Origin of the sequence: Pantoea sp. C2G6, from assembly GCF_051336815.1 — a bacterium.
Taxonomy (GTDB): Bacteria; Pseudomonadota; Gammaproteobacteria; order Enterobacterales; family Enterobacteriaceae; genus Pantoea.
Genome location: NZ_JBGMNJ010000007.1, coordinates 152,421 through 172,712 on the forward strand (window position 1 = coordinate 152,421; position 20,292 = coordinate 172,712).

21 protein-coding genes are annotated in these 20,292 nt (G+C 58.0%); 8 read left to right on the forward strand and 13 right to left on the reverse strand.

The window, feature by feature from the left end; translation table 11 throughout:
- The first annotated feature begins 5 nt into the window (after positions 1-5).
- Genes dtnK through ACCW71_RS11770 form a run of 3 tightly spaced genes read left to right on the forward strand, consistent with a single transcriptional unit; the run spans position 6 to position 3,009 of the window.
- The gene (gene dtnK, locus ACCW71_RS11760; RefSeq protein WP_436371521.1) at positions 6-1,265 is read left to right on the forward strand and encodes a D-threonate kinase; all 1,260 of its coding nucleotides are present in this window, start codon (positions 6-8) and stop codon (positions 1,263-1,265) included.
- Positions 1,258-2,238 (forward strand): D-threonate 4-phosphate dehydrogenase, encoded by a 981-nt coding sequence (locus tag ACCW71_RS11765; protein WP_436371523.1) that lies wholly within the window; start codon positions 1,258-1,260, stop codon positions 2,236-2,238. The genes dtnK and ACCW71_RS11765 overlap by 8 nt, the downstream gene beginning before the upstream one ends.
- Before the next feature lie 6 nt (positions 2,239-2,244).
- Complete coding sequence (locus tag ACCW71_RS11770) at positions 2,245-3,009, forward strand: DeoR/GlpR family DNA-binding transcription regulator (RefSeq protein WP_436371524.1); 765 nt, start codon at positions 2,245-2,247, stop codon at positions 3,007-3,009.
- A gap of 43 nt (positions 3,010-3,052) precedes the next feature.
- Here ACCW71_RS11770 and ACCW71_RS11775 read toward each other — a convergent pair whose 3' ends face one another.
- From ACCW71_RS11775 to ACCW71_RS11790, 4 genes are all read right to left on the reverse strand, one after another.
- Positions 3,053-4,345, reverse strand: coding sequence for a glycoside hydrolase family 28 protein (locus tag ACCW71_RS11775; RefSeq protein ID WP_436371526.1), 1,293 nt, complete (start codon positions 4,343-4,345; stop codon positions 3,053-3,055).
- A 160-nt stretch (positions 4,346-4,505) separates the two neighbouring features.
- Entirely contained in the window at positions 4,506-5,315 is an 810-nt protein-coding gene (speD, locus tag ACCW71_RS11780; protein ID WP_436371528.1) for an adenosylmethionine decarboxylase, read from the reverse strand.
- Positions 5,316-5,340: 25 nt separating this feature from the next.
- A complete protein-coding gene (gene speE / locus ACCW71_RS11785; RefSeq protein WP_436371530.1) occupies positions 5,341-6,207 on the reverse strand; it encodes a polyamine aminopropyltransferase in 867 nt (288 codons plus the stop codon).
- A gap of 106 nt (positions 6,208-6,313) precedes the next feature.
- Positions 6,314-6,661, reverse strand: a complete 348-nt coding sequence (locus ACCW71_RS11790) for a YacC family pilotin-like protein (RefSeq protein ID WP_009092068.1) — start codon at positions 6,659-6,661, stop codon at positions 6,314-6,316.
- A 181-nt stretch (positions 6,662-6,842) separates the two neighbouring features.
- On the opposite strand from ACCW71_RS11790, the gene cueO reads away from it, so the two are divergent.
- Complete coding sequence (cueO, locus tag ACCW71_RS11795; protein WP_436371532.1) at positions 6,843-8,453, forward strand: multicopper oxidase CueO; 1,611 nt, start codon at positions 6,843-6,845, stop codon at positions 8,451-8,453.
- On the opposite strand, the gene ACCW71_RS11800 is transcribed toward cueO, so the two are convergent.
- The gene (locus tag ACCW71_RS11800) at positions 8,454-9,737 is read right to left on the reverse strand and encodes a cystathionine gamma-synthase family protein (protein ID WP_436371534.1); all 1,284 of its coding nucleotides are present in this window, start codon (positions 9,735-9,737) and stop codon (positions 8,454-8,456) included. It lies immediately after the preceding gene.
- Positions 9,738-9,974: 237 nt separating this feature from the next.
- Between ACCW71_RS11800 and hpt the strand changes: the two genes are divergently transcribed.
- Positions 9,975-10,511: a hypoxanthine phosphoribosyltransferase gene (gene hpt / locus ACCW71_RS11805; RefSeq protein ID WP_436371536.1), complete on the forward strand. Its 537-nt coding sequence runs from the start codon at positions 9,975-9,977 to the stop codon at positions 10,509-10,511.
- Between the two features lie 74 nt (positions 10,512-10,585).
- Here the strand turns inward: hpt and can are convergent, their stop codons facing one another.
- Positions 10,586-11,248 carry a carbonate dehydratase gene (gene can, locus ACCW71_RS11810; protein WP_436371538.1) on the reverse strand — a complete coding sequence of 221 codons (663 nt, stop codon included), beginning with the start codon at positions 11,246-11,248 and terminating at the stop codon, positions 10,586-10,588.
- A gap of 108 nt (positions 11,249-11,356) precedes the next feature.
- On the opposite strand from can, the gene ACCW71_RS11815 reads away from it, so the two are divergent.
- The 3 genes from ACCW71_RS11815 to ACCW71_RS11825 all read left to right on the forward strand — a co-directional run bounded on the left by ACCW71_RS11815 (position 11,357) and on the right by ACCW71_RS11825 (position 14,503).
- Entirely contained in the window at positions 11,357-12,286 is a 930-nt protein-coding gene (locus ACCW71_RS11815) for an ABC transporter ATP-binding protein (protein ID WP_436371540.1), read from the forward strand.
- Positions 12,283-13,053, forward strand: coding sequence for an ABC transporter permease (locus tag ACCW71_RS11820; RefSeq protein WP_436371542.1), 771 nt, complete (start codon positions 12,283-12,285; stop codon positions 13,051-13,053). Before ACCW71_RS11815 ends, ACCW71_RS11820 begins: the two co-directional genes overlap by 4 nt.
- Before the next feature lie 436 nt (positions 13,054-13,489).
- Positions 13,490-14,503 (forward strand): acyltransferase family protein, encoded by a 1,014-nt coding sequence (locus tag ACCW71_RS11825; RefSeq protein ID WP_436371544.1) that lies wholly within the window; start codon positions 13,490-13,492, stop codon positions 14,501-14,503.
- 69 nt (positions 14,504-14,572) lie between these two features.
- Here the strand turns inward: ACCW71_RS11825 and panD are convergent, their stop codons facing one another.
- The 7 genes from panD to dksA form a co-directional block, all read right to left on the reverse strand.
- Complete coding sequence (gene panD, locus ACCW71_RS11830) at positions 14,573-14,953, reverse strand: aspartate 1-decarboxylase (protein ID WP_090964354.1); 381 nt, start codon at positions 14,951-14,953, stop codon at positions 14,573-14,575.
- 47 nt (positions 14,954-15,000) lie between these two features.
- Positions 15,001-15,855 carry a pantoate--beta-alanine ligase gene (panC, locus tag ACCW71_RS11835; protein ID WP_436371546.1) on the reverse strand — a complete coding sequence of 285 codons (855 nt, stop codon included), beginning with the start codon at positions 15,853-15,855 and terminating at the stop codon, positions 15,001-15,003.
- 15 nt (positions 15,856-15,870) lie between these two features.
- Positions 15,871-16,665: a 3-methyl-2-oxobutanoate hydroxymethyltransferase gene (gene panB / locus ACCW71_RS11840; protein WP_436371548.1), complete on the reverse strand. Its 795-nt coding sequence runs from the start codon at positions 16,663-16,665 to the stop codon at positions 15,871-15,873.
- A gap of 82 nt (positions 16,666-16,747) precedes the next feature.
- Positions 16,748-17,233: a 2-amino-4-hydroxy-6-hydroxymethyldihydropteridine diphosphokinase gene (gene folK / locus ACCW71_RS11845; protein WP_436371550.1), complete on the reverse strand. Its 486-nt coding sequence runs from the start codon at positions 17,231-17,233 to the stop codon at positions 16,748-16,750.
- The gene (pcnB, locus tag ACCW71_RS11850; RefSeq protein WP_436371657.1) at positions 17,230-18,648 is read right to left on the reverse strand and encodes a polynucleotide adenylyltransferase PcnB; all 1,419 of its coding nucleotides are present in this window, start codon (positions 18,646-18,648) and stop codon (positions 17,230-17,232) included. The genes folK and pcnB overlap by 4 nt, the downstream gene beginning before the upstream one ends.
- An 86-nt stretch (positions 18,649-18,734) precedes the next feature.
- Positions 18,735-19,613 (reverse strand): tRNA glutamyl-Q(34) synthetase GluQRS, encoded by an 879-nt coding sequence (gene gluQRS, locus ACCW71_RS11855; protein WP_436371552.1) that lies wholly within the window; start codon positions 19,611-19,613, stop codon positions 18,735-18,737.
- Between the two features lie 73 nt (positions 19,614-19,686).
- Positions 19,687-20,142 (reverse strand): RNA polymerase-binding protein DksA, encoded by a 456-nt coding sequence (gene dksA / locus ACCW71_RS11860; protein WP_031375735.1) that lies wholly within the window; start codon positions 20,140-20,142, stop codon positions 19,687-19,689.
- Between the last annotated feature and the right edge of the window lie 150 nt (positions 20,143-20,292).

Sequence of the window (20,292 nt, forward strand, 5' to 3'; positions counted from 1 at the left end):
AGAGGATGGGCTCATCATTGTGGAAAACCCCGGTGCTGGTCATTGCCGATGATTTTACCGGCGCCAATGATGCCGGTAGCGGACTGGCACAGGCGGGTGCCGGAGTGCATGTACTGTTTGGCGCACAGCGGCAATGGCAGGGTGAGGCGGCGGATGTGCTGGTTATCAGCACCGACAGCCGCGCCATCAGCGCGGAACAGGCCGCCGGGCGCGTCACCGGCGTAGTGCAACACTATGCGGAGCAGATGCATCAGGGCTGGCTGTTTAAAAAGATCGACTCCACTCTGCGCGGCAACGTCGGTGCAGAAACTGAGGCGGCACTGCGTGCCAGTGGCAAAACGCTGGCGCTGGTTGCTCCGGCGGTTCCACGACTGAGCCGCACCACCCGCGACGGTAAGGTGTGGATCGATCAGCGCTTACTCACTGACACCGAATTCGCCAGCGATCCCAAAACCCCGATCCGCAGCGCCAGCGTGTTGCAGCAGATGCAGCTCGACGGCAGCGAAATCGATCTCACGACGCTGCGCAGCGATGCGCTTGACGCAGTGTTAGCGGCGGCACGCGGTGTGGTAGTGGTGGACGCGGAGAATGATGCTGACCTGGCTCGGCTGGTGGCAGCGGCGGCGCGGCTGCCTGAGAAACCGCTGCTGGTAGGGGCGGCCGGATTAAGTGATGCGCTGGGAGCCTTTCTCTCGGTCCGGCCGCGCCGGCCGGTGCTGGCGGTGGTGGGATCGATGAGCGGCAGCGCACAGCAGCAGATCGACACGCTGATGCACCAGCGGGCAGTCACCCTCGTGGATATTGACATTACGCAGCTGTTTCAGCAGCCCGCCTGGCCTGATCGGGAGCAGTGGATCGAGCAGTGCGCCGCCGCGCTGCGCGCCGGTCGCCATACGCTGATCCGCACCTGCCAGCACGCTGCCCAGCGGCATGAGATCGATCGTCTCTGCCAGCAGTCCGGCCTGACACGCCAGCAACTGGGCGAGGGGATCTGCCGGTTGCTGGGCGAGATAACGCAGAGTCTCTGCCGTGCGCGGCTGCCCCATGCGCTCTATCTCTCCGGTGGCGATGTGGCGATTGCCGTCGCGCAGGCGTTGGGCGCCAGCGGCTTCAGCATTCAGGGCCTGGTGGCGGGCTGTGTGCCGCACGGGGTTCTGCTTAACAGTGAATTTACCCTGCCGGTGATGACCAAAGCGGGTGGCTTTGGCGACAAAAACACCCTGGTAGCAGCCATTGATTTTATTGAGGAGAAGTCGAGTGAGTAAAATTATTGCGATCACCATGGGCGATCCGGCGGGCATCAGCCCGGAAATCATCATCAAATCGCTCTCCGCGGGTGAGCTGAACGGCGTACCTGCCGTGGTGATTGGCTGTGCCAGCACGCTGCGCCGCATTATGGCGATGAACATCACGCCGCAGGCGGAATTACGGGTACTTGATCGGGTCGCGCAGGCCCGGTTCGCTCCTGGCATCATCAATGTGATCGATGAGCCTTTAGCCGATCCCGAGGCGCTGAAGCCGGGCGTGGTGCAGAAAGAGGCGGGCGATCTGGCGTGGCGCTGCGTTAAGCGCGCCACCGAACTGGCGCTGGCGGGCGAGGTGCACGCCATCGCGACCGCGCCGCTGAACAAAGAGGCGATGCATGCGGCAGGCCATCTCTATCCGGGTCATACCGAACTGCTGGCGCACCTGACCGGCACCAAAGATTACGCCATGGTGCTCTACACCGATAAGCTTAAAGTAATCCATGTCACCACCCATATCGCGCTGCGCAAATTCCTCGACACGCTGAATCAGACGCGCATCAAAACGGTGATTGGCATGGCGGACACCTTCCTGCGTCGCGTCGGCTATCACGCACCCCGTATCGCGGTGGCGGGCGTCAACCCGCACGCCGGTGAAAACGGGCTGTTTGGCGATGAGGAGATCACCACCGTGACGCCCGCAATTCAGGCGATGAAAGCGCAGGGGATCGATGTCTCCGGCCCCTGTCCACCCGACACCGTGTTCCTGCAATGCCAGGAGGGGCTGTATGACATGGTGGTGGCGATGTACCACGATCAGGGGCATATTCCGCTGAAACTGCTGGGCTTCTATGATGGGGTAAACATCACCGCCGGCCTGCCCTTTATCCGCACCTCGGCCGACCACGGCACCGCGTTTGATATCGCCTGGACAGGTAAAGCGAAGTCTGAGAGCATGGCGATCTCAATCAAACTCGCAATGCAGCTCGCATAGGGAAATATGAAGGGACAGAGCCGTCTTGACCAGATTATGGACTACCTGAAAAGCCATAATCTGGTGACTGTTGAGCAACTGGTAAGCGCTATCTCCGCTTCACCCGCCACCATCCGTCGCGATCTGATCAAGCTGGATAAAGAGGGGGTGATCAGTCGCAGTCATGGCGGCGTCACCCTGAACCGCTTCATTCCTGCCCAGCCGACCACGCTGGAGAAGATGCAGCGCAACCTGGCCGAGAAGCAGGCGATCGCGGGATGCGCCGCCAGCTTCGTCCGGGCGGGTGACGCGATAGTGCTGGACGCGGGCACCACCATGCTGGAGCTGGCGCGACAGCTGACCCATCTGCCGTTGCGGGTGATCACCGCCGATCTGCACATTGCGCTGTTTCTCTCTGAGTTCAGGCAGATCGAAGTGACCATTATTGGCGGTCGTATCGACGACTCCAGCCAGTCCTGTATTGGTGAACATGGGCGTCGGCTGCTGCGCAGCATCAATCCCGATATTGCCTTTGTCAGCTGTAACTCCTGGAGCCTGGAGCGCGGCATTACCACGCCAACCGAAGAGAAAGCGGGGCTGAAACAGGATCTGCTGGCCAATGCGACGCGCCGGGTGCTGCTGGCGGACAGCAGCAAATATGGCTCCTGGTCACTGTTCTGCGCCGCGCCGCTGGATCAGCTGACCGATGTGGTCACTGACAGCCGGCTGGATGAAGCGGTCTGCCGCACGCTGCGTGAGCGCACCATTGCGCTGACGCTCACTCCCGCGTAACGCCCGCCCGCTATTGCTCAGCGGGCATTATCCTCACGCGCCGCTAGCGCGCATACTCATCATTTTCACTCTGTGTGGCGGCAGGGGCGTCAACCGTGACCCGCTCAAACCTGAGATCCCTGACCCCGGCTATTTTGCCAAACTCCTGCGCCTGAAGCCGGACATCGCTGAAATGGAGCTGCGCAATCGGATGTTCCGCCGCGCCTTCAATAAAGAACGCGCGCGAAAACGCCGCAGGCTGAGTCAGGCGGCTGCAAATATGGCTGATGTGGATATTCTCCACATGGGTCAACCCCGCCGCACCCTCCACGCCTGACGCCAGCTTGCGCCAGTGCGCTGGCTGCTCTGTGTCGGCAGGCTGTTCGCTGTAGCTGTACTGCGGGAACCAGTTAAGCTGGAGCATAAAGGGGTAGCTGACATCCTCCAGCGTCAGGTGGCGGACGATAATATTTTTGATCCAGCCGCCGCGGTTGCGGGCTGACTTGATGCGGAAGCCGACGCCGGTGCCTGAGAAGCGGTTATGCTCAATGATGACGTTTTCAATGCCGCCGGAGGTCTCGCTGCCCAGCGTAATGCCGGAGCCGTTCAGCAGGGTACAGTCGTGGATGATAATATCCCGCGCGGTTCGGGCCAGCTGTTGCGCCTCAGCGCCACGGCCCGACTTCACGCAGATATTGTCGTCATTGCAGGAAACGGTACAGCCCTCGACGCGAACCCGCTGGCTGGAATCAATATCGATGCCGTCGGTGCTGGGGCCAGCGCCATTGATCACCTGAAGTCCCTGCACGCTGACCTGATTCGAATAACAGATGTGCAGGTTCCAGAAGCCGGAATCCCGTGAGGTAAACCCCTCCAGCCTGATGTTTTCACTCTGATAAACCACCAGGTTGCGCGGGCGCTGGCAATCGTAATCGACCACCCAGCGCAGACCGCGCCGGCTGTAGTCCGCCAGCATCCCGCCGTTTTCATCTGCACCCCAGAATTTATGCCACCAGACAGCGCCCTGCCCGTCGAGGGTACCGCTGCCGCAGACCCTGACGTTGCAACACTGATTGAGGTTAAGCAGCGCCGCAGGCCAGACCATATCGATCCCGGCCACGCGGCTGTCGATGAGGGGATAATCCTCCAGCCGCTCACTGCCGAGCAGCACGGCATCTTTTGCCAGCTCCAGCGTCATCTCGCTTTTTAAAAACAGCGCGCCGGTCAGAAATCGGCCCGCCGGGATCAGCACGGTGTCGCCCGCGGCGGCGCTGTCGATCGCACGCTGAATAGCCTGGGTGGAGAGGGTAGTGGCGTCCGGGACGGCATTGAAATCAAGAATATTAATCTTTGCCATTGTTTTTGCCTGTTGAGGGATGAACATTGAGCGCTGAAAATAGCACTCCGGGAATGGCGGCGTGTTGTTTGCGATCAGGCTATGGCAGAGAGGTTATGCAGGGAGGAGCAGGCAGAAAAGACGCGCAGCGCAGGGTCTGTCATGGCTGCGCGTCGGATAATTACAGCGTTTTCAGCCCCACGGAGGGGATATTTCTGCCGTAATAGATTTCACGCATCTCTTTCCACAGCAGGTCGGTAATCCGCTTGTGCTCCTGTGGGCTGAGATCTTCCGGGCGGGTATTGAACAGGTAGTGCTTCAGGTCGAACTCTTTCAGCAACATCTTGGTATGAAAGATATTTTCCTGATAGACGTTCACATCCACCATGTCATACATCGCTTTCATATCTTCCGACATGAAGTTCTGAATCGAGTTGATCTCATGGTCGATAAAGTGCTTCATCCCTTTCACGTCACGGGTAAAGCCGCGCACCCGGTAGTCGACGGTCACAATGTCTGACTCCAGCTGGTGGATCAGATAGTTCAGCGCTTTCAGCGGCGAGATAACGCCACAGGTGGAGACTTCAATGTCGGCGCGGAAGGTGCAAAGCCCGCCTTCGGGATGGCTCTCCGGGTAGGTGTGCACGCAGATGTGACTTTTATCGAGATGGGCCACTACCGAGTTGGGCAGCGGGCCTGGGTGTTCTGAGGTATCAATATCTTTCGGATCGATCGGCTCTTCGCTGACCAGAATGGTGACGCTGGCACCCTGCGGCTCATAATCCTGGCGCGCAATGTTCAGCACGTTGGCACCAATGATCGAGCAGGTCTCGGTCAGAATTTCGGTCAGGCGGTTGGCGTTGTATTGTTCATCAATGTAGGCGATGTAGCCATCGCGTTCAGCTTCAGTATTCGCATAGCAAATATCGTAAATACAAAAACTCAGGCTTTTTGTCAGGTTGTTGAAGCCATGTAGTTTTAGCTTTTGCAATTTCGTTCACCCCCTTAGAGATGGGCTATCCGCGCGCGGCGGATAACGCATTCAACAGATATTGCGGCAGGGCAAAGCTGCCAGTATGAATCGCCGGTGTGTAGTAGCGGCAGGTCAGGCCCGCGGCTTCGAAGCGCGCCTGTAAAGTCGCACTGTCGATCTGACGCAGCGCCGGGTTGTCACTCGCCCAGGCAAAGGTCATGATGCCGCCATAATAGGTCGGGATCGCCGCCTGATAGAAGCTGACATCGGCAAAATAGTGACCCAGCTTGCGATGGCTGTTGACCGCCTCATCCTGTTGCAGGAAGCAGACGCCATTCTGCGCCACAAAGATGCCATTTTTATTAAGCGCCGCTTTGCAGCCGGCATAGAATTCTGAGGTAAAGAGACTCTCGCCTGGCCCAATCGGATCGGTGCAGTCAGAGATGATGACGTCAAATTTTTCCTGGGTCTGATTAACGAAGTTAACCCCGTCATCAATCACCAGCGTAAAGCGTGGATCGTCATAGGCACCGGCGCTGTGGTTCGGCAGATACTGGCGGCAGAACGTCACCACACCCGCATCGATCTCCACCATCGTGATCTTCTCAATCTCTGGATGCCGTGACACTTCGCGCAGCATCGCGCCGTCGCCGCCGCCAATGATCAGGACGCTGCGCGCCGCGCCGTGCGCCAGCAGCGGAACGTGGGTCATCATTTCATGATAGATAAATTCGTCGCGCTCGGTGGTCTGCACCACGCCGTCCAGCGCCATAACGCGACCCATCGCGGCATTTTCGAAAATGATTAAATCCTGATGCGCAGTCTTCTCACGGTACAGCTCTTTATCAACCGTGAAATACTGGCCAAAACCGGCATGAAGCGTTTCATACCACATTTCATTTTGGGCCATGGTGGGGCTCTCCTCTGATGACATCGCCATGAAAATGGGCGGCACATCATAGCTAACTCTGACCGGGGTTGCACGGTCAAATCTCCAGCAGCAGAGAGCGATGGCGTTACCGGACGTAGGCCAGCAGGCTCAGGGAATCACGCGCCAGTGACTTACATTTTTTGTCGTTGGTGATGGCGATGCCGCTGAGATCGCGATAGCTCTCTTCGCCCAGCGCCTTCATGTTGTAATTGCTGTAGTTGCTTAAATCCCAGCGGTTCTGCTGGGCAAAAAAGACCAGTGCTTTGCGAATCTGCGCATCCGGCAGATCCTGATAGCCGCAATCGTTTTTCAGGTAGACAAAAACCGCCGTGAGATCGGCCAGATCTTCCGCTTCCGATTCGCTCAGGGCAAAACTGGTGGAGGAGAAGCCAAGGAGTCCCGTCAACAGCAGGATCTTAATGCTTTGCTTCATAATCGTTCTCTTCAATGGATATTGGGGATGACGTTAGCACAGTTATTCTCTGCTTTTCGATTAATTTGCCGATGCGGGCCGCACGACCGCTTTTTTTCGTCAGATTCTGGCGGGTAACGCTTGACCTTCCCATAAGGTCAGGGTTTAGGCTGTTCGCTCTGATGCTACAAGGATGAACACCATGCAACGTCGCCATTTTCTGAAACTCACCGCCGCACTGAGTGCAGCCGGAGCCCTGCCGCTCTGGAGCCGTTCACTGATGGCGGCCAGCCGCCCACTGTTACCCATTCCCTCTTTATTAACCCCCGATGCCCGCGGCAGCTACAGCCTCACCGCGATGCAGGGCACCACCCAGTGGAACGGCAAAGCGGTGCCGACCTGGGGCTACAACGGCAGCCTGCTGGGGCCGGTGCTGAAGTTACAGAGCGGTAAACCGGTGACGGTGAACATCCATAACCGGCTCAGCGAGGCGACGACCCTGCACTGGCACGGGCTGGAAATCCCTGGCGCGGTGGATGGCGGCCCGCAGGCGACGATTGCGCCCGGCGGCTCGCGTCAGGTCTCCTTTACCCCGGATCAACCCGCGGCGACCTGCTGGTATCACCCGCATCTGCATGGCAAAACCGGCCATCAGGTGGCGCAGGGGCTGGCGGGGCTGATCGTGCTGGAAGATAAAGAGAGCGGCACACTGCGGCTGCCGACCCAGTGGGGCGTGGATGATGTGCCGCTGATTTTTCAGGATAAGCAGCTGACCAAAGATGGCAGCCGCATCGACTACCAGCTCGACGTAATGCGTGCGGCTGTCGGCTGGTTTGGCGACATGATGCTGACCAACGGCGTGCCCTATCCGCAGCATGCGGTGCCGCGCGGCTGGCTGCGTTTACGTCTGCTGAACGGCTGCAACGCCCGCTCCCTGCATCTCGCCGCCAGCGATGGCCGCCCGCTCTATGTGATTGGCAGCGACGGCGGCCTGCTGGCGGAGCCGGTGAAACTCGACGCGCTGCCGATCCTGCCGGGTGAGCGTTTTGAGGTGATGGTCGATACCTCTGACGGCAAGGCCTTTGATCTGCTGACGCTGCCGACAGAGCAGATGGGTATGACGCTGGCTCCGTTCGATCAGCCGCTGCCGCTGGTGCAGATCCTGCCGCTGCGGATCATGGCCAGCGCCACGCTGCCCGATCGGCTGGCGACCCTGCCTGCGCTGCCGGCTACGGACGGGCTGAACAGCCGCTGGCTGCAACTGATGATGGACCCGCAGCTCGACCAGCTGGGGATGCAGGCGCTGATGCAGCGCTATGGCAGCAAAGCGATGGGCAAGGGCGGTCATCACGCGATGTCAAAGCCGCAGCCGAAAGCGACAGCGCAGCCGATGGATCACGGGATGCACGATATGGCAGGCTCAATGGATCACAGTATGCACGGCATGGCGCAACCGGCGGGCTACGATTTCCATAACGGCAACAAGATCAACGGTCAGGCCTTTGATATGACCAAGCCCGCATTTGCGGTGAAGCTGGGCGACGATGAGAAGTGGACCATCTCCGGCGAAGGTGACGCCATGCTTCATCCGTTCCATATTCACGGCACCCAGTTCCGTATTCTGTCGGAGAATGGCAAACCGCCCGCCCCGCACCGCCAGGGCTGGAAAGATATGGTGAATGTCGACGGCTGGCGCAGTGAAGTGCTGGTGCGCTTCAACTATGTCGCCGCCGCCGAACAGGCTTACATGGCGCACTGTCATCTGCTGGAGCATGAAGATACCGGCATGATGCTGGGCTTCACCGTCAGCTGATCACGCCTGATCCAGCGCCAGCTTTATATCTTCAGTCAGGTCGCCCGCGTTCTCGATGCCGATCGACAGCCGCACCGTGGCGTCAGTGATCCCAATCCGCTGACGCACCGCCTGCGGCACGCCGGAGTGAGTGGTGGTGCCGGGATGGCTGGCGAGCGACTCGGTGCCGCCGAGGCTCACCGCCTGCTTAAACAGCGACAGCGCATTCAGAAAGCGGAAGGCGGCGGGCTGGCCGCCGACAATATCGAACGAAAAGGTCGAACCGGCTCCGCTGCACTGCTCACGGTAGGTTTTCCCCTCCGCACTCTCCGCGTCCAGATAGGGCAGCCAGTGCAGCTTCGCCACTTTCGGGTGATCGCGCAGAAACGCCGCCACCGCTTCCGCGTTGTGCCAGGCTTTCTCCATCCGCAGTGACAGCGTCTCCAGCGAGCGACTCAGCATCCAGCTGGAGTGCGGGTCCAGCTGCGTACCGATTGCGCTGCGCAGGGCGCGCACTTTCGCCATCAGCGCTTTGCTGCCCATCGCCGCGCCCGCAATCAGGTCAGAGTGGCCGCCGACATACTTGGTCAGCGAGTAGAGTGACAGGTCAGCGCCCAGCGTCAGCGGCTGCTGAAACAGCGGGCCGAGCAGGGTATTGTCACAGGCGATCACCGGCCGTGAGCCCTGCCGCTGTTCAATCTCATCAGCGATGCGCGCCATCAGGCGAATATTGACCAGGCTGTTGGTCGGGTTGGCGGGCGTTTCAATCAGGATCACCGCCACCCGGCCCAGCGCCATCGCCTGCTGCGCCGCCTCCCGCACTCTGGCCTCATCATTGCCATCGCTGAAGCCCGTCGCCTTGATCTTCAGGTCGTGCAGCGTTCTGCTGAGCAGCGTTTCGGTGCCGCCATACAGCGGCTGGGAGTGCAGGATCACCTCACCGGGCCGGGCGAACGCCAGCAGGGTGGTGGCGATGGCCGCCATGCCGGATGAGAAGAGCGAACAGCTCTCCGCCTGCTCATAAACCGCCAGCCGATCTTCAACAATCTCGCTGTTGGGATGGTTAAAACGGGAATAGACCAGGCCGCCCGATTTCCCTTCCGGCGGCTCGCGGCGGCCCGAGACGTAGTCAAAGAAATCGCGACCCTCCTCGGCGCTGTTAAACACAAAGGTTGAGGTCAGAAACACCGGCGGTTTGACCGCGCCTTCAGAGAGGCGCGGATCGTAGCCATAGTTCAGCATCTGGGTTTCGGGGTGCAGCGGACGATCGCCGACATGCGTTTTTTTGCCTGATGATGAGGTCATTGAAATCTCCGGTCAGCGGGGGCGGGCAGGGGAACGCCAGGGTTTAATAAAGGCTATCACGCAGCGGATCCCGCCGGTAAATGCCAGAATGTTCTAAGGTCATGCAGATCACAGCGACCCGCCGCAGGCCGGGAAGAATTTTCGCCACGTAATCGTTTGCCTGGCGTGCGGCCCCGCCGCCGTGGCTGCGTCTGTGGTAGACTTCGGAGCTTTTCTGACGTAACCGGGCTGAACGCAATGAAACACACTGTTGAAGTGATGATCCCTGAACAGGCAATCGCCACGCGCATCGCTGAACTGGGCAAAGAGATTAACGACCACTACCGCGACAGCGGCAGCGATATGGTGCTGGTGGGATTGCTGCGCGGCTCCTTTATGTTTATGGCTGACCTCTGTCGCGCCATTGAGGTCCCGCATGAAGTCGACTTTATGACCGCCTCCAGCTACGGCAGCGGCATGTCCAGCAGCCGCGATGTGAAAATCCTGAAAGATCTGGATGAAGATATTCGTGGCAAAGATGTGCTGATCGTCGAGGATATTATCGACTCCGGCAACACCCTGAGCAAAGTGCGCGAAATCCTGCAACTGCGTCAGCCGAAATCCCTGGCGATCTGCACCCTGCTGGATAAGCCGGAGCGCCGTGAAGTGGAAGTGAACGTCGAGTATGTCGGTTTTGCGATCCCGGATGAGTTCGTGGTGGGCTTTGGTATCGACTATGCTCAGCACTATCGTCACCTGCCCTATATCGGCAAAGTGGTGCCGCTGGAAGCCTGATCCCCAGCACCGCACATTCTTCCAAGGCCGGCACCCTCTGCTTCGTGTAGGCTGTGTCGCGCCTTAGGCTATGATCAACTCAGGTTTTCGCGATTCATCAACAGATTGGCGATGCCGTGACGGTAACGCTGTTCGAGGATCTCCCGGCTGTTGGCCGTCACATCCAGGTTACGCAGGCAGCCATCCTGAATGCCGTATACCCAGCCGTGCAGTGAGACATCCTGCCCGCGTTTCCAGGCCGATTGCAGCACGGTGGAGTGCCCCAGGTTATAGACCTGTTCAATCACGTTGATTTCGCACAGTTTGTCCAGGCGCTTATCCGGCGGGAGTTCCCCCAGCAACACGCTATGCTTGTACCAGAGGTCGCGGATGTGCAGCAGCCAGTTGTCGATCAACCCTAACTCCGGGTTATCCATCGCCGCCTGCACGCCGCCGCAGCCGTAGTGGCCGCATACGATAACGTGTTCAACTTCCAGCACTTCGATGGCGTACTGCACCACGGAGAGACAGTTCAGATCGGTGTGAATCACCAGGTTGGCGACGTTGCGGTGGACAAAGAGTTCGCCCGGTTCCAGTCCGGTCAGACGTTCGGCGGGGACACGACTGTCAGAGCAGCCAATCCACAGGAAACGCGGTTTTTGCGTCTGGGCGAGCCGCTCAAAAAAGCCGGGATCTTCTTCAATCAGGTGTCTGGACCATTCGCGGTTATTACTGATCAGGGTGTCGATGTCTGTCATGGGCGGGGGCGACCGGTTACTGCGCAAAGTGCGCGGCTGTACTATAGGCGAAGGCTTGATAAATTTAAACGGCATTGCAATGCCATCAAAACAGGGTATGGATTCGGAATGACTTATGCACTGGAACTTTCCCGGCTGACCAAGACCTATCCCGGCGGCGTACAGGCGCTGAAGGGCATTGATCTTAACGTTGAAGCGGGTGATTTTTATGCGCTGCTGGGGCCTAACGGGGCCGGTAAATCGACCACCATCGGCATTATCAGCTCGCTGGTTAACAAATCCGAGGGCAGCGTACGGGTGTTTGGCTACGATCTGGAAAAAGATGTGGTTAATGCCAAACGCCAGCTCGGCCTGGTACCGCAGGAGTTCAACTTCAACCCGTTTGAAACGGTGATGCAGATCGTGGTTAACCAGGCGGGTTACTACGGCGTCGAGCGCCGCGACGCGGTCGCGCGGGCGGAAAAATATCTGAAACAGCTCGATCTCTGGGGCAAGCGCAGTGAACGCGCGCGGATGCTCTCCGGCGGCATGAAGCGCCGTCTGATGATCGCCCGGGCGCTGATGCATGAGCCGAAGCTGCTGATCCTCGATGAGCCAACCGCCGGGGTCGACATTGAACTGCGTCGCTCCATGTGGGTGTTCCTGAAAGATCTCAACGCCAAAGGCACCACCATTATTCTCACCACCCACTATCTGGAAGAGGCGGAGATGCTGTGCCGCAATATCGGCATTATTCAGAGCGGGGAGCTGGTCGAGAACACCTCGATGAAAGGGCTGCTCTCTAAGCTCAAGTCGGAGACCTTTATCCTCGACCTGGCGCCGCGCAGTCCGCTGCCGACGCTGGAAGGGTTCCAGTACCGGCTGACCGATACCGCCACGCTGGAAGTTGAAGTGCTGCGCGAGCAGGGGCTGAACAGCGTCTTCAGTCAGCTGAGTGCGCAGGGCGTGCAGGTGCTGAGCATGCGTAATAAAGCCAACCGTCTGGAAGAGCTGTTTGTCGGCCTGACGACGCAGGGAAAAACAGGAGCAAAAGCATGACACATTTGTACTGGGTGGCGCTGAAGAGTATCTGGGCCAAAGAGATTAACCGGTTTGCCCGTATCTGGATCCAGACCCTGGTGCCGCCGGTGATCACCATGACCCTCTACTTCATCATCTTCGGGAATCTTATCGGGTCACGTATCGGGGAGATGCACGGCTTCAGCTATATGCAGTTCATCGTGCCGGGATTGATCATGATGGCGGTGATCACCAATGCCTACGCCAACGTGGCGTCGTCGTTCTTTAGCGCCAAGTTCCAGCGCAATATCGAAGAGCTGCTGGTCGCTCCGGTGCCCACCCACATTATTATTGCTGGCTATGTCGGCGGCGGCGTGGCGCGCGGCATCTGCGTCGGCATTCTGGTGACGGCGATTTCGCTGTTCTTTGTGCCGTTTCACGTCCACTCCTGGTCGATGGTCGCTATCACGCTGCTGCTGACGGCGATCCTCTTTTCGCTGGCCGGTTTGCTGAACGCGGTGTTTGCCCGCACCTTTGACGACATCAGCCTGATCCCGACCTTTGTGCTGACGCCCTTAACCTACCTCGGCGGCGTATTCTATTCGCTGAGCCTGCTGCCGCCGGTCTGGCAGGCGGTCTCTAAGCTGAACCCTATCGTCTATATGATCAGCGGTTTCCGCTATGGCTTCCTCGGCATTAATGACGTGCCGCTGGTGTTTACACTCTCGGTACTGCTGGCCTTTATTCTGGTGTTTTATGCGCTGGTCTATTCGCTGATTCAGCGCGGGCGCGGATTACGCACCTGACGGAAAGCCGGATGATTAAAAGCCACGCCGCGATAAAGGCGTGGCTTTTTTTTTGCCCGGCGAAAAGTTCGTTACGCCTGAAAAGGGAGTCACTAACCATTTAACTTTTTAATAACCACCATGCCTGTCTGCCCGCCGTTTTTGTCCCCAGTCCGCCGCTGCATGCCTCACTCTGTTTATATGTGGCAAAAAAATACCCTAAGTATTATCTGATAATAATCGGGCGATTATTTCTATCTTAATGATTCTCAACTGTTAAATCTTTTTTAAGAATAGCCTTAAACGCTGGCTGTTGTTTATTTCCGGCTGAGTTATCAAAATATCGCCAGATTAAGGTTATTCCTCTGATCATGGATGAAAATGCGGGAATGGGGCGTTTTTTAATAAGAAAAATGGCATCGAAACAGGGCCAGTTTTTAATCAAAGGCAGGAAAAGATGAATCGTATTACGTGGATCGATAATCTGCGGGGGTTAAGTATTCTCGCAATCATTTTTTTGCATAGTACCATCGCTGTACATAATAACGCCGGTCACTTCACCGCCTTCAGCAGCCTGTTAAATGAGATGCTGGCACCGGTGAGACTGGGGTTGATGTTCTTTGTTTCCGGCTTATTTGTCGATGCCGGTTTAAGAAAAGGTCTGGGGCCTTTTTTTAATAACAAAGTGCGCAGTATCCTCTATCCGTTTGTGGTCTGGGTCGCGGTTTACGGCGGGTTAAAAATTCTGTTCAGCTCGATGGCCAATACCCCGCAATCCCCGATGAATATTATTCTCTCTCACCTGACCGGTGGGGGTGATATGACCTGGTTCCTGCATTCGCTGTTTATCTTCTTTATTGTGATTATCTTTGCCCGTCAGTTGCCGTTTCTGGTGGTGTTTGCCGTCTGTATGACGCTCAGCTGGGCGCTGCCGGCGATTGAGGCCGACGGCGTGTTTGCCAGCTTCGACAATACCCATATCAACAAATCGCTCTATCTGTTTGTCTTCTTCTATCTGGGCGACTATGTGGTGAGAAAGCAGGTCGATATTGCGGAGAAAGTGCAGCATGGTCCGACGCTGCTGATTTCGCTGGTCAGTTTTGTACTGCTCTCCTGCCTGAATATCTTTGTGCTGGAGCGTCATTCTCAGGCGTTATTATCCCCGCTGGCACTGTTGTCGGTGCCATTCTTTGTCTGGATTGCGCTGAAGCTGAAGTCTGAACTGGTCTACTATATTGGCGTGAACTCCATCGTCTTTTATCTCTCCCATTATCTGGCGATTCAGTTCTTCAGTAAGATTGTGAAGTTTGAAAGCCCGTCAGCCTGGGTTAACGATCTGAAGTTTATTTCGGCGTTTCTGGTGGCGCTGGCGTTGCCGTGGACATTATGTCTGATGAGAAAACGCGGCTGGTTTAATTTCCTCTTCACCATGAAAAAGTCATCGAAGCCCATGACAACCAAAGCGGTTTAATGGCGGCAGCGGAACTGAAAAGGGCCACCGTTTTAGCGGTGGCCCTTTTTTTGTCAGATGAACAGTTAATCAGGCGATCTGCACCGGCAGCGCTTTCGCCAGACGCTTCATCTGATTGTCGCCTTCGAAATAGGCGACCTTCGGCTGCCACTGGCGCGCTTCCGCATCTTCGACCTGCACGTAGGAGCAGATAATTAAAATATCCCCTTCGCAGGCGCAGCGGGCGGCGGCACCGTTCACCGAGATGATTTTCGAGCCACGCTCCGCGGCGATCGCGTAGGTGGAAAAACGCTGACCGTTGGTGACGTTATAAATATCGATCGCTTCATATTGCAGAATGCCGGAGGCATCGAGGAAGTCCTGATCGATAGCGCAGGAACCTTCATAGTTGAGGTCCGCCTGCGTCACTTTCACGCGGTGCAATTTGCCTTGTAAAACAGTGCGAATCATAGCCAGAAACCTTGTCAGACGAGTAATAAAATGACCTGCGCTCGCAATTACTGCGTCAGATCCACGGTTTGATTATCGATCAGGCGGGCGTTACCCAGCCAGGCGGCCATCAGCACCACGGCACGCTGGCTCTCCACCGTCAGCGGCTGTAGCGTTTCCGCATCACAGATCGCCAGACCATCGGGGCGTAATCCCTGCTCCAGCAGGGCCTGACTGGCGGCCTCGACGATCTCATCAATGTGACGCTCACCATTCGCCAGCCGCGTCGCCATCTGCTGCATCACCTGGCTCAGCACCGGCGCCAGCTTACGCTCTTCAGCGGTGAGATAGCCGTTACGTGAACTCAGCGCCAGCCCATCTTTGGCCCGCACGGTTGGCACGCCAACAATCTCAATATCGAATCCCATATCGGCCACCATCTTACGAATGATAGCCAGCTGCTGAAAATCCTTTTCACCGAAACAGGCAATGTCGGGCTGCACCAGATTAAACAGCTTGCTGACGATGGTGGCTACGCCGCGAAAATGGCCCGGACGGGTAGCGCCTTCCAGCAGAGAGGAGAGCACCGGCACCTCAACAAAGGTCTGATTCTGCGCGCCCTGCGGATAGACCTCGGCCGGGGAGGGGGCAAACACCACATCAACCTGGTGGCGGTTCAGCTTTTCGCAATCTTCCTGGAGGGTGCGCGGATAGCGCGCCAGATCGTCGGCGCGATCGAACTGCATCGGATTGACAAAGATCGAGACGATGACAATGTCGCCACGCGCCCGCGCCTCATCCACCAGCGTCAGATGCCCTTCATGCAGATTGCCCATGGTGGGCACCAGCGCAATGCGTTTTCCCTGCTGACGCCAGCGACGCACTTCCTGGCGCAGCATCAACAGCGTTTCAATGATCAACACGGTGACTCTCCTGGATTACTGGAAACTGTGCTCTGCCGCCGGGTAAGTTCCGGCTTCGACTTCGGCGATATAGTGGCGAATCGCCGCGCGAATATCGCCGCTCTCCGCCAGAAAGTTTTTAGCAAATTTGGGAATATGGCCGCCGGTTACGCCCAGCGCATCGTGCATCACCAGAATCTGCCCGTCGGTGACATTACCGGCTCCGATGCCGATCACCGGGATAGCGAGCGCGGCGGTGACCCGCTGCGCCAGCGCAACCGGCACGCACTCCAGCACCATCAGCTGCGCGCCCGCGGCTTCCAGCGCCAGCGCGTCGGCCAGCAGCTGCTCGGCCCCGGCTTCGTCGCGACCCTGCACTTTATAACCGCCAAAGATATTGACCGATTGCGGCGTCAGGCCGAGATGACCGCACACCGGCACCGCCCGTTCGGTCAGCATCCGCACCGTCTCCGCCAGCCAGCTGCCGCCCTCCAGCTTGACCATATTGGCCCCGGCGCGCATCAGCTGCGCGGCACTGTCAAAGGTCTGCTGTGGCGTGCCATAACTCATAAACGGCAGGTCGGCGAGCAGCAGCGCCTGAGGCGCGCCACGGCGAACGGCGGCGGTGTGATAGGCGATGTCGCTGACCGTCACCGGCAGCGTCGAATCATGGCCCTGTATGGTCATACCCAGGGAGTCACCAACCAGCATCACCTGAATACCTTCATCGGCAAACAGGCGGGCAAAACTGAAATCGTAGGCGGTCAGCGTCGCGAATTTTTTACCGCTGGCTTTCGCCTGACGCAGATGTGAAATCGTGGTGGGTTTCATGGCGCTCTCAACTCAGGAATTCTGATGGGCGCAGTTTACTGGATAGCGTGAAAGAGCGGAATCAGAGAGTGAGGTTTGTCGGTCAGCGCTGCCACAGCGTGATACTGCTGCTGTCGAGGGTAGCCAGAATCGCGCTGAGCGCACGGCCATCCGGCAGGCGCGCTTGCGGGGCAATCGCCAGCAGCGGCAGCAGCATAAAGGCGCGATTCAGCAGGTCGTAGTGCGGCACAATCAGCCGTTCGGTGCGGATCACCGCGTCGCCAAACAGCATCAGATCAATATCCAGCGTGCGCGGACCCCAGCGTTCTGCCTTACGCACCCGGCCATGCTCCAGCTCAATGCGCTGGGTGTGATCGAGCAGCGCTTCGGCACTGAGTTCGGTCTCCAGCGCCACGGCGGCGTTGAGGAAATCGGGCTGATCGGGCGGGCCATAGGGCGGCGTGCGGTAGAAGGGGGAGGTGGCGATGCGCTGCGTCTGCGGCAGCGCGTCGAGTGCGGTCAGCGCTGCATCAACCTGATGCAGCGGATCGGCAAGGTTACTGCCTAACGCGAGGTAAACCCGGGTCATGAAGCGTTCTGGTTGTCACGACGCGGCGCGGAAGAACGACGGCGCGGACGGCGCGAGCGATTGCGTGGCACCGGATCGTCGCCCAGGTTATTCAGCATGTTTTTCTGCTGCGGCGGCGCAGCCACCTGGAATTCTCCCCACCACTGGCTCAGACGCAGCAGTTCCGGGTTATTTTCCACTTCAGCCCGCAGCGCCAGCAAGTCGTAAGCGGCGCGGAATTTCGGGTGCTCCATCAGTTTCCAGGCGCGTTTCCCGTGGCGACGCGACATGCGCAGCTGCAACAGCCAGATGTCCCGGATCAGCGAGGTGATACGTTTCGGGATCGCCAGCGCGCGGCAGGCTTCATCCAGCGTATCGTTCATCGCCATCGCAAAGGCTTCGAAGTAGGTCAGGCCACTCTCCTGCGCGATACGTTCTGCGGTTTCCAGCTGCGGATACCAGAACATGGCGGCAAACAGAAACGCCGGATTGACGCGCATCTCATTGTGAATGCGGTTGTCGGTGTTCTTCAACACCTGCGCCACCATCCGCTCCATGTGGCTGTCACTGTTTTCCGTGAAGTTACGTGCCAGGGTCGGGAACAGCGGCTGGAACAGCTGATATTCACACAGCTTGAGATAGGTACTGTAGCCGTAGCCAGCCTGTAACAGCTTCAGCGACTCTTCAAACAGGCGGGCAGGCGGAATATCACGCAGCAGCGAGGCGAGACGCGGAATCGGCTCGGCGGTTTCCGGGGCAATGCGCATATTCAGTTTGGCGGCAAAGCGCGCGACGCGCAGCATACGGACCGGATCTTCGCGGTAGCGGGTTTCCGGGTCGCCAATCAGACGAATAATGCCCTGTTCCAGATCGCTGATGCCACCCACGTAATCACGGACGCTGAAATCGGCGACGCTGTAGTAGAGGCTGTTGATAGTGAGATCGCGGCGCTGCGCGTCATCTTCGATAGAGCCAAAGATATTGTCACGCAGCAGCATGCCGCTCTGGGCGCGCTGAGAACTGTTGCGATCCTCTTCCGGCTCTTCCGCCTGATGGTGGCCACGGAAGGTGGCGACTTCGATCACTTCAGGACCGAACATCACATGCGCCAGCCGGAAACGGCGGCCAACCAGCCGGCAGTTGCGAAACAGCTTACGCATCTGCTCAGGGGTGGCGTTGGTGGTCACGTCGAAATCTTTCGGTTTTTGCCCCAGTAGCAAATCGCGAACGCCACCGCCTACCAGATAGGCTTCATAACCGGCTTTATTCAGGCGATAGAGCACTTTGAGGGCATTTTCGCTGATGTCTTTGCGTGAGATGGTGTGGCTTTCACGAGGGATGATGGTCATAAGACGCTCTGGTTCAACCTCTGCTGGGGCTTCCTCTTCATCACGCTTCAGGACTTTCCGGCAAAAATTAGCTACTCGGGTAAAAATGGGACACCTCGACAGTGGCAATTAGGGTGTAGGTAAAATCAGCGGCTAATCATAGCCTGTTGAGAACCGTTTGAGAATGCTGTTGTCTATGCATCCGGTTTCAGGGCGTTCTGTTGCGGCATCAAAGCGATATTCCACTGCGACACCGCATCAGACAGCAGTTTCTCCTGCGTTAACTCCTGCCAGCCGCTGGAAACCGGCTGTCCGAGGAAGCGTAACGCCGCCACTAACAGCGGTCTGGCATCGCCTTCCGGCAGGGCGGGCGCATGATTCTGCTTCGACAGCTTATTGCCGTCGTGATTCAGCGCCAGCGGCAGATGCAGCCAGGCGGGCACCGGCCAGCCAAATTGCTGATAGAGCGCAATCTGCCGCACCGTCGGCTCAATCAGGTCGGCGCCGCGCACCACTTCGGTAATGCCCTGAAAATGGTCATCGACCACCACCGCCAGGTTATAGGCGAACAGCCCATCCCGGCGGTGAATAATAAAATCTTCCTGCGCCAGTCGCCTGTCCGCTTCCACGCGACCGCGTAAACGGTCGTCAAACGCAAGCACCGGCGCGTGCTGTCGTAACCGCAGCGCGGCATTTTCCGGTCCGCGTTGCCGATCGCGGCAGTAACCATCATAGAAGCCGCCAATCTGCTGAATGCGCCGCCGCGGGCAGGTGCAGAAATAGCTCTGACGATGCTGCTGTAACCAGGCGAGCGCCTCGCGGTAGGCTTCATGACGCTGTGACTGCCACAGCACCTCGCCATCCCACTCTAATCCGTAATGCTCCAGCTGACGCAGGATGCGGCTGGCCGCGCCCGGCACTTCACGCGGCGGATCAATATCTTCTATCCGTACCCGCCACAGGCCGTTTTGCGCGCGCGCGCTCAGGTAGCTGCCTAATGCGGCAATCAGCGAGCCAAAATGGAGTTCACCAGAGGGGGAAGGGGCGAAACGACCGATGCAGGAGGATGACATAGGATTCAGAAGTGACCACGCAGCGGACACAACAGGGAGTGTTCCACTGCGTGGTAACAGGCTGGACGCGGCATCAGCCGGCCATTTGTTTCTCACGAATTTCTGCTAACGTCTTACAGTCGATGCAGAGATCGGCGGTAGGACGCGCTTCGAGACGGCGGATACCAATCTCTACGCCACAGGAATCGCAGTAGCCGAAGTCGTCATCTTCCACTTTCTTCAGCGTCTTCTCGATCTTTTTAATCAGTTTGCGTTCGCGATCGCGGTTACGCAGCTCCAGGCTGAACTCCTCTTCCTGCGCGGCACGGTCAACCGGGTCCGGGAAGTTAGCGGCTTCATCCTGCATATGCGACACGGTACGATCGACTTCGTCCCGCAGTTGGTTGCGCCAGGCTTCCAGAATCTTGCGAAAATGGGTCAGCTGCGCGTCGTTCATATACTCTTCGCCTGGCTTCTCCTGATAAGGCTCCACCCCAGCGATGGCGAGAATACTCAGGGACGATGTTTTACGGTTTTGCCCTTCTTGCATGTTGCTTCTCCTGGATAACACGCACTATACCCTCTGACTGACGTCTTGCAGGTGCGTTGCTGCTCGCCTGCCCTCTGACGATGACGGGGTACATCGATCCCCATATGGGGAAAAAAACAGGCCGCTATAAATAACAGAAGCCGTCAGGGT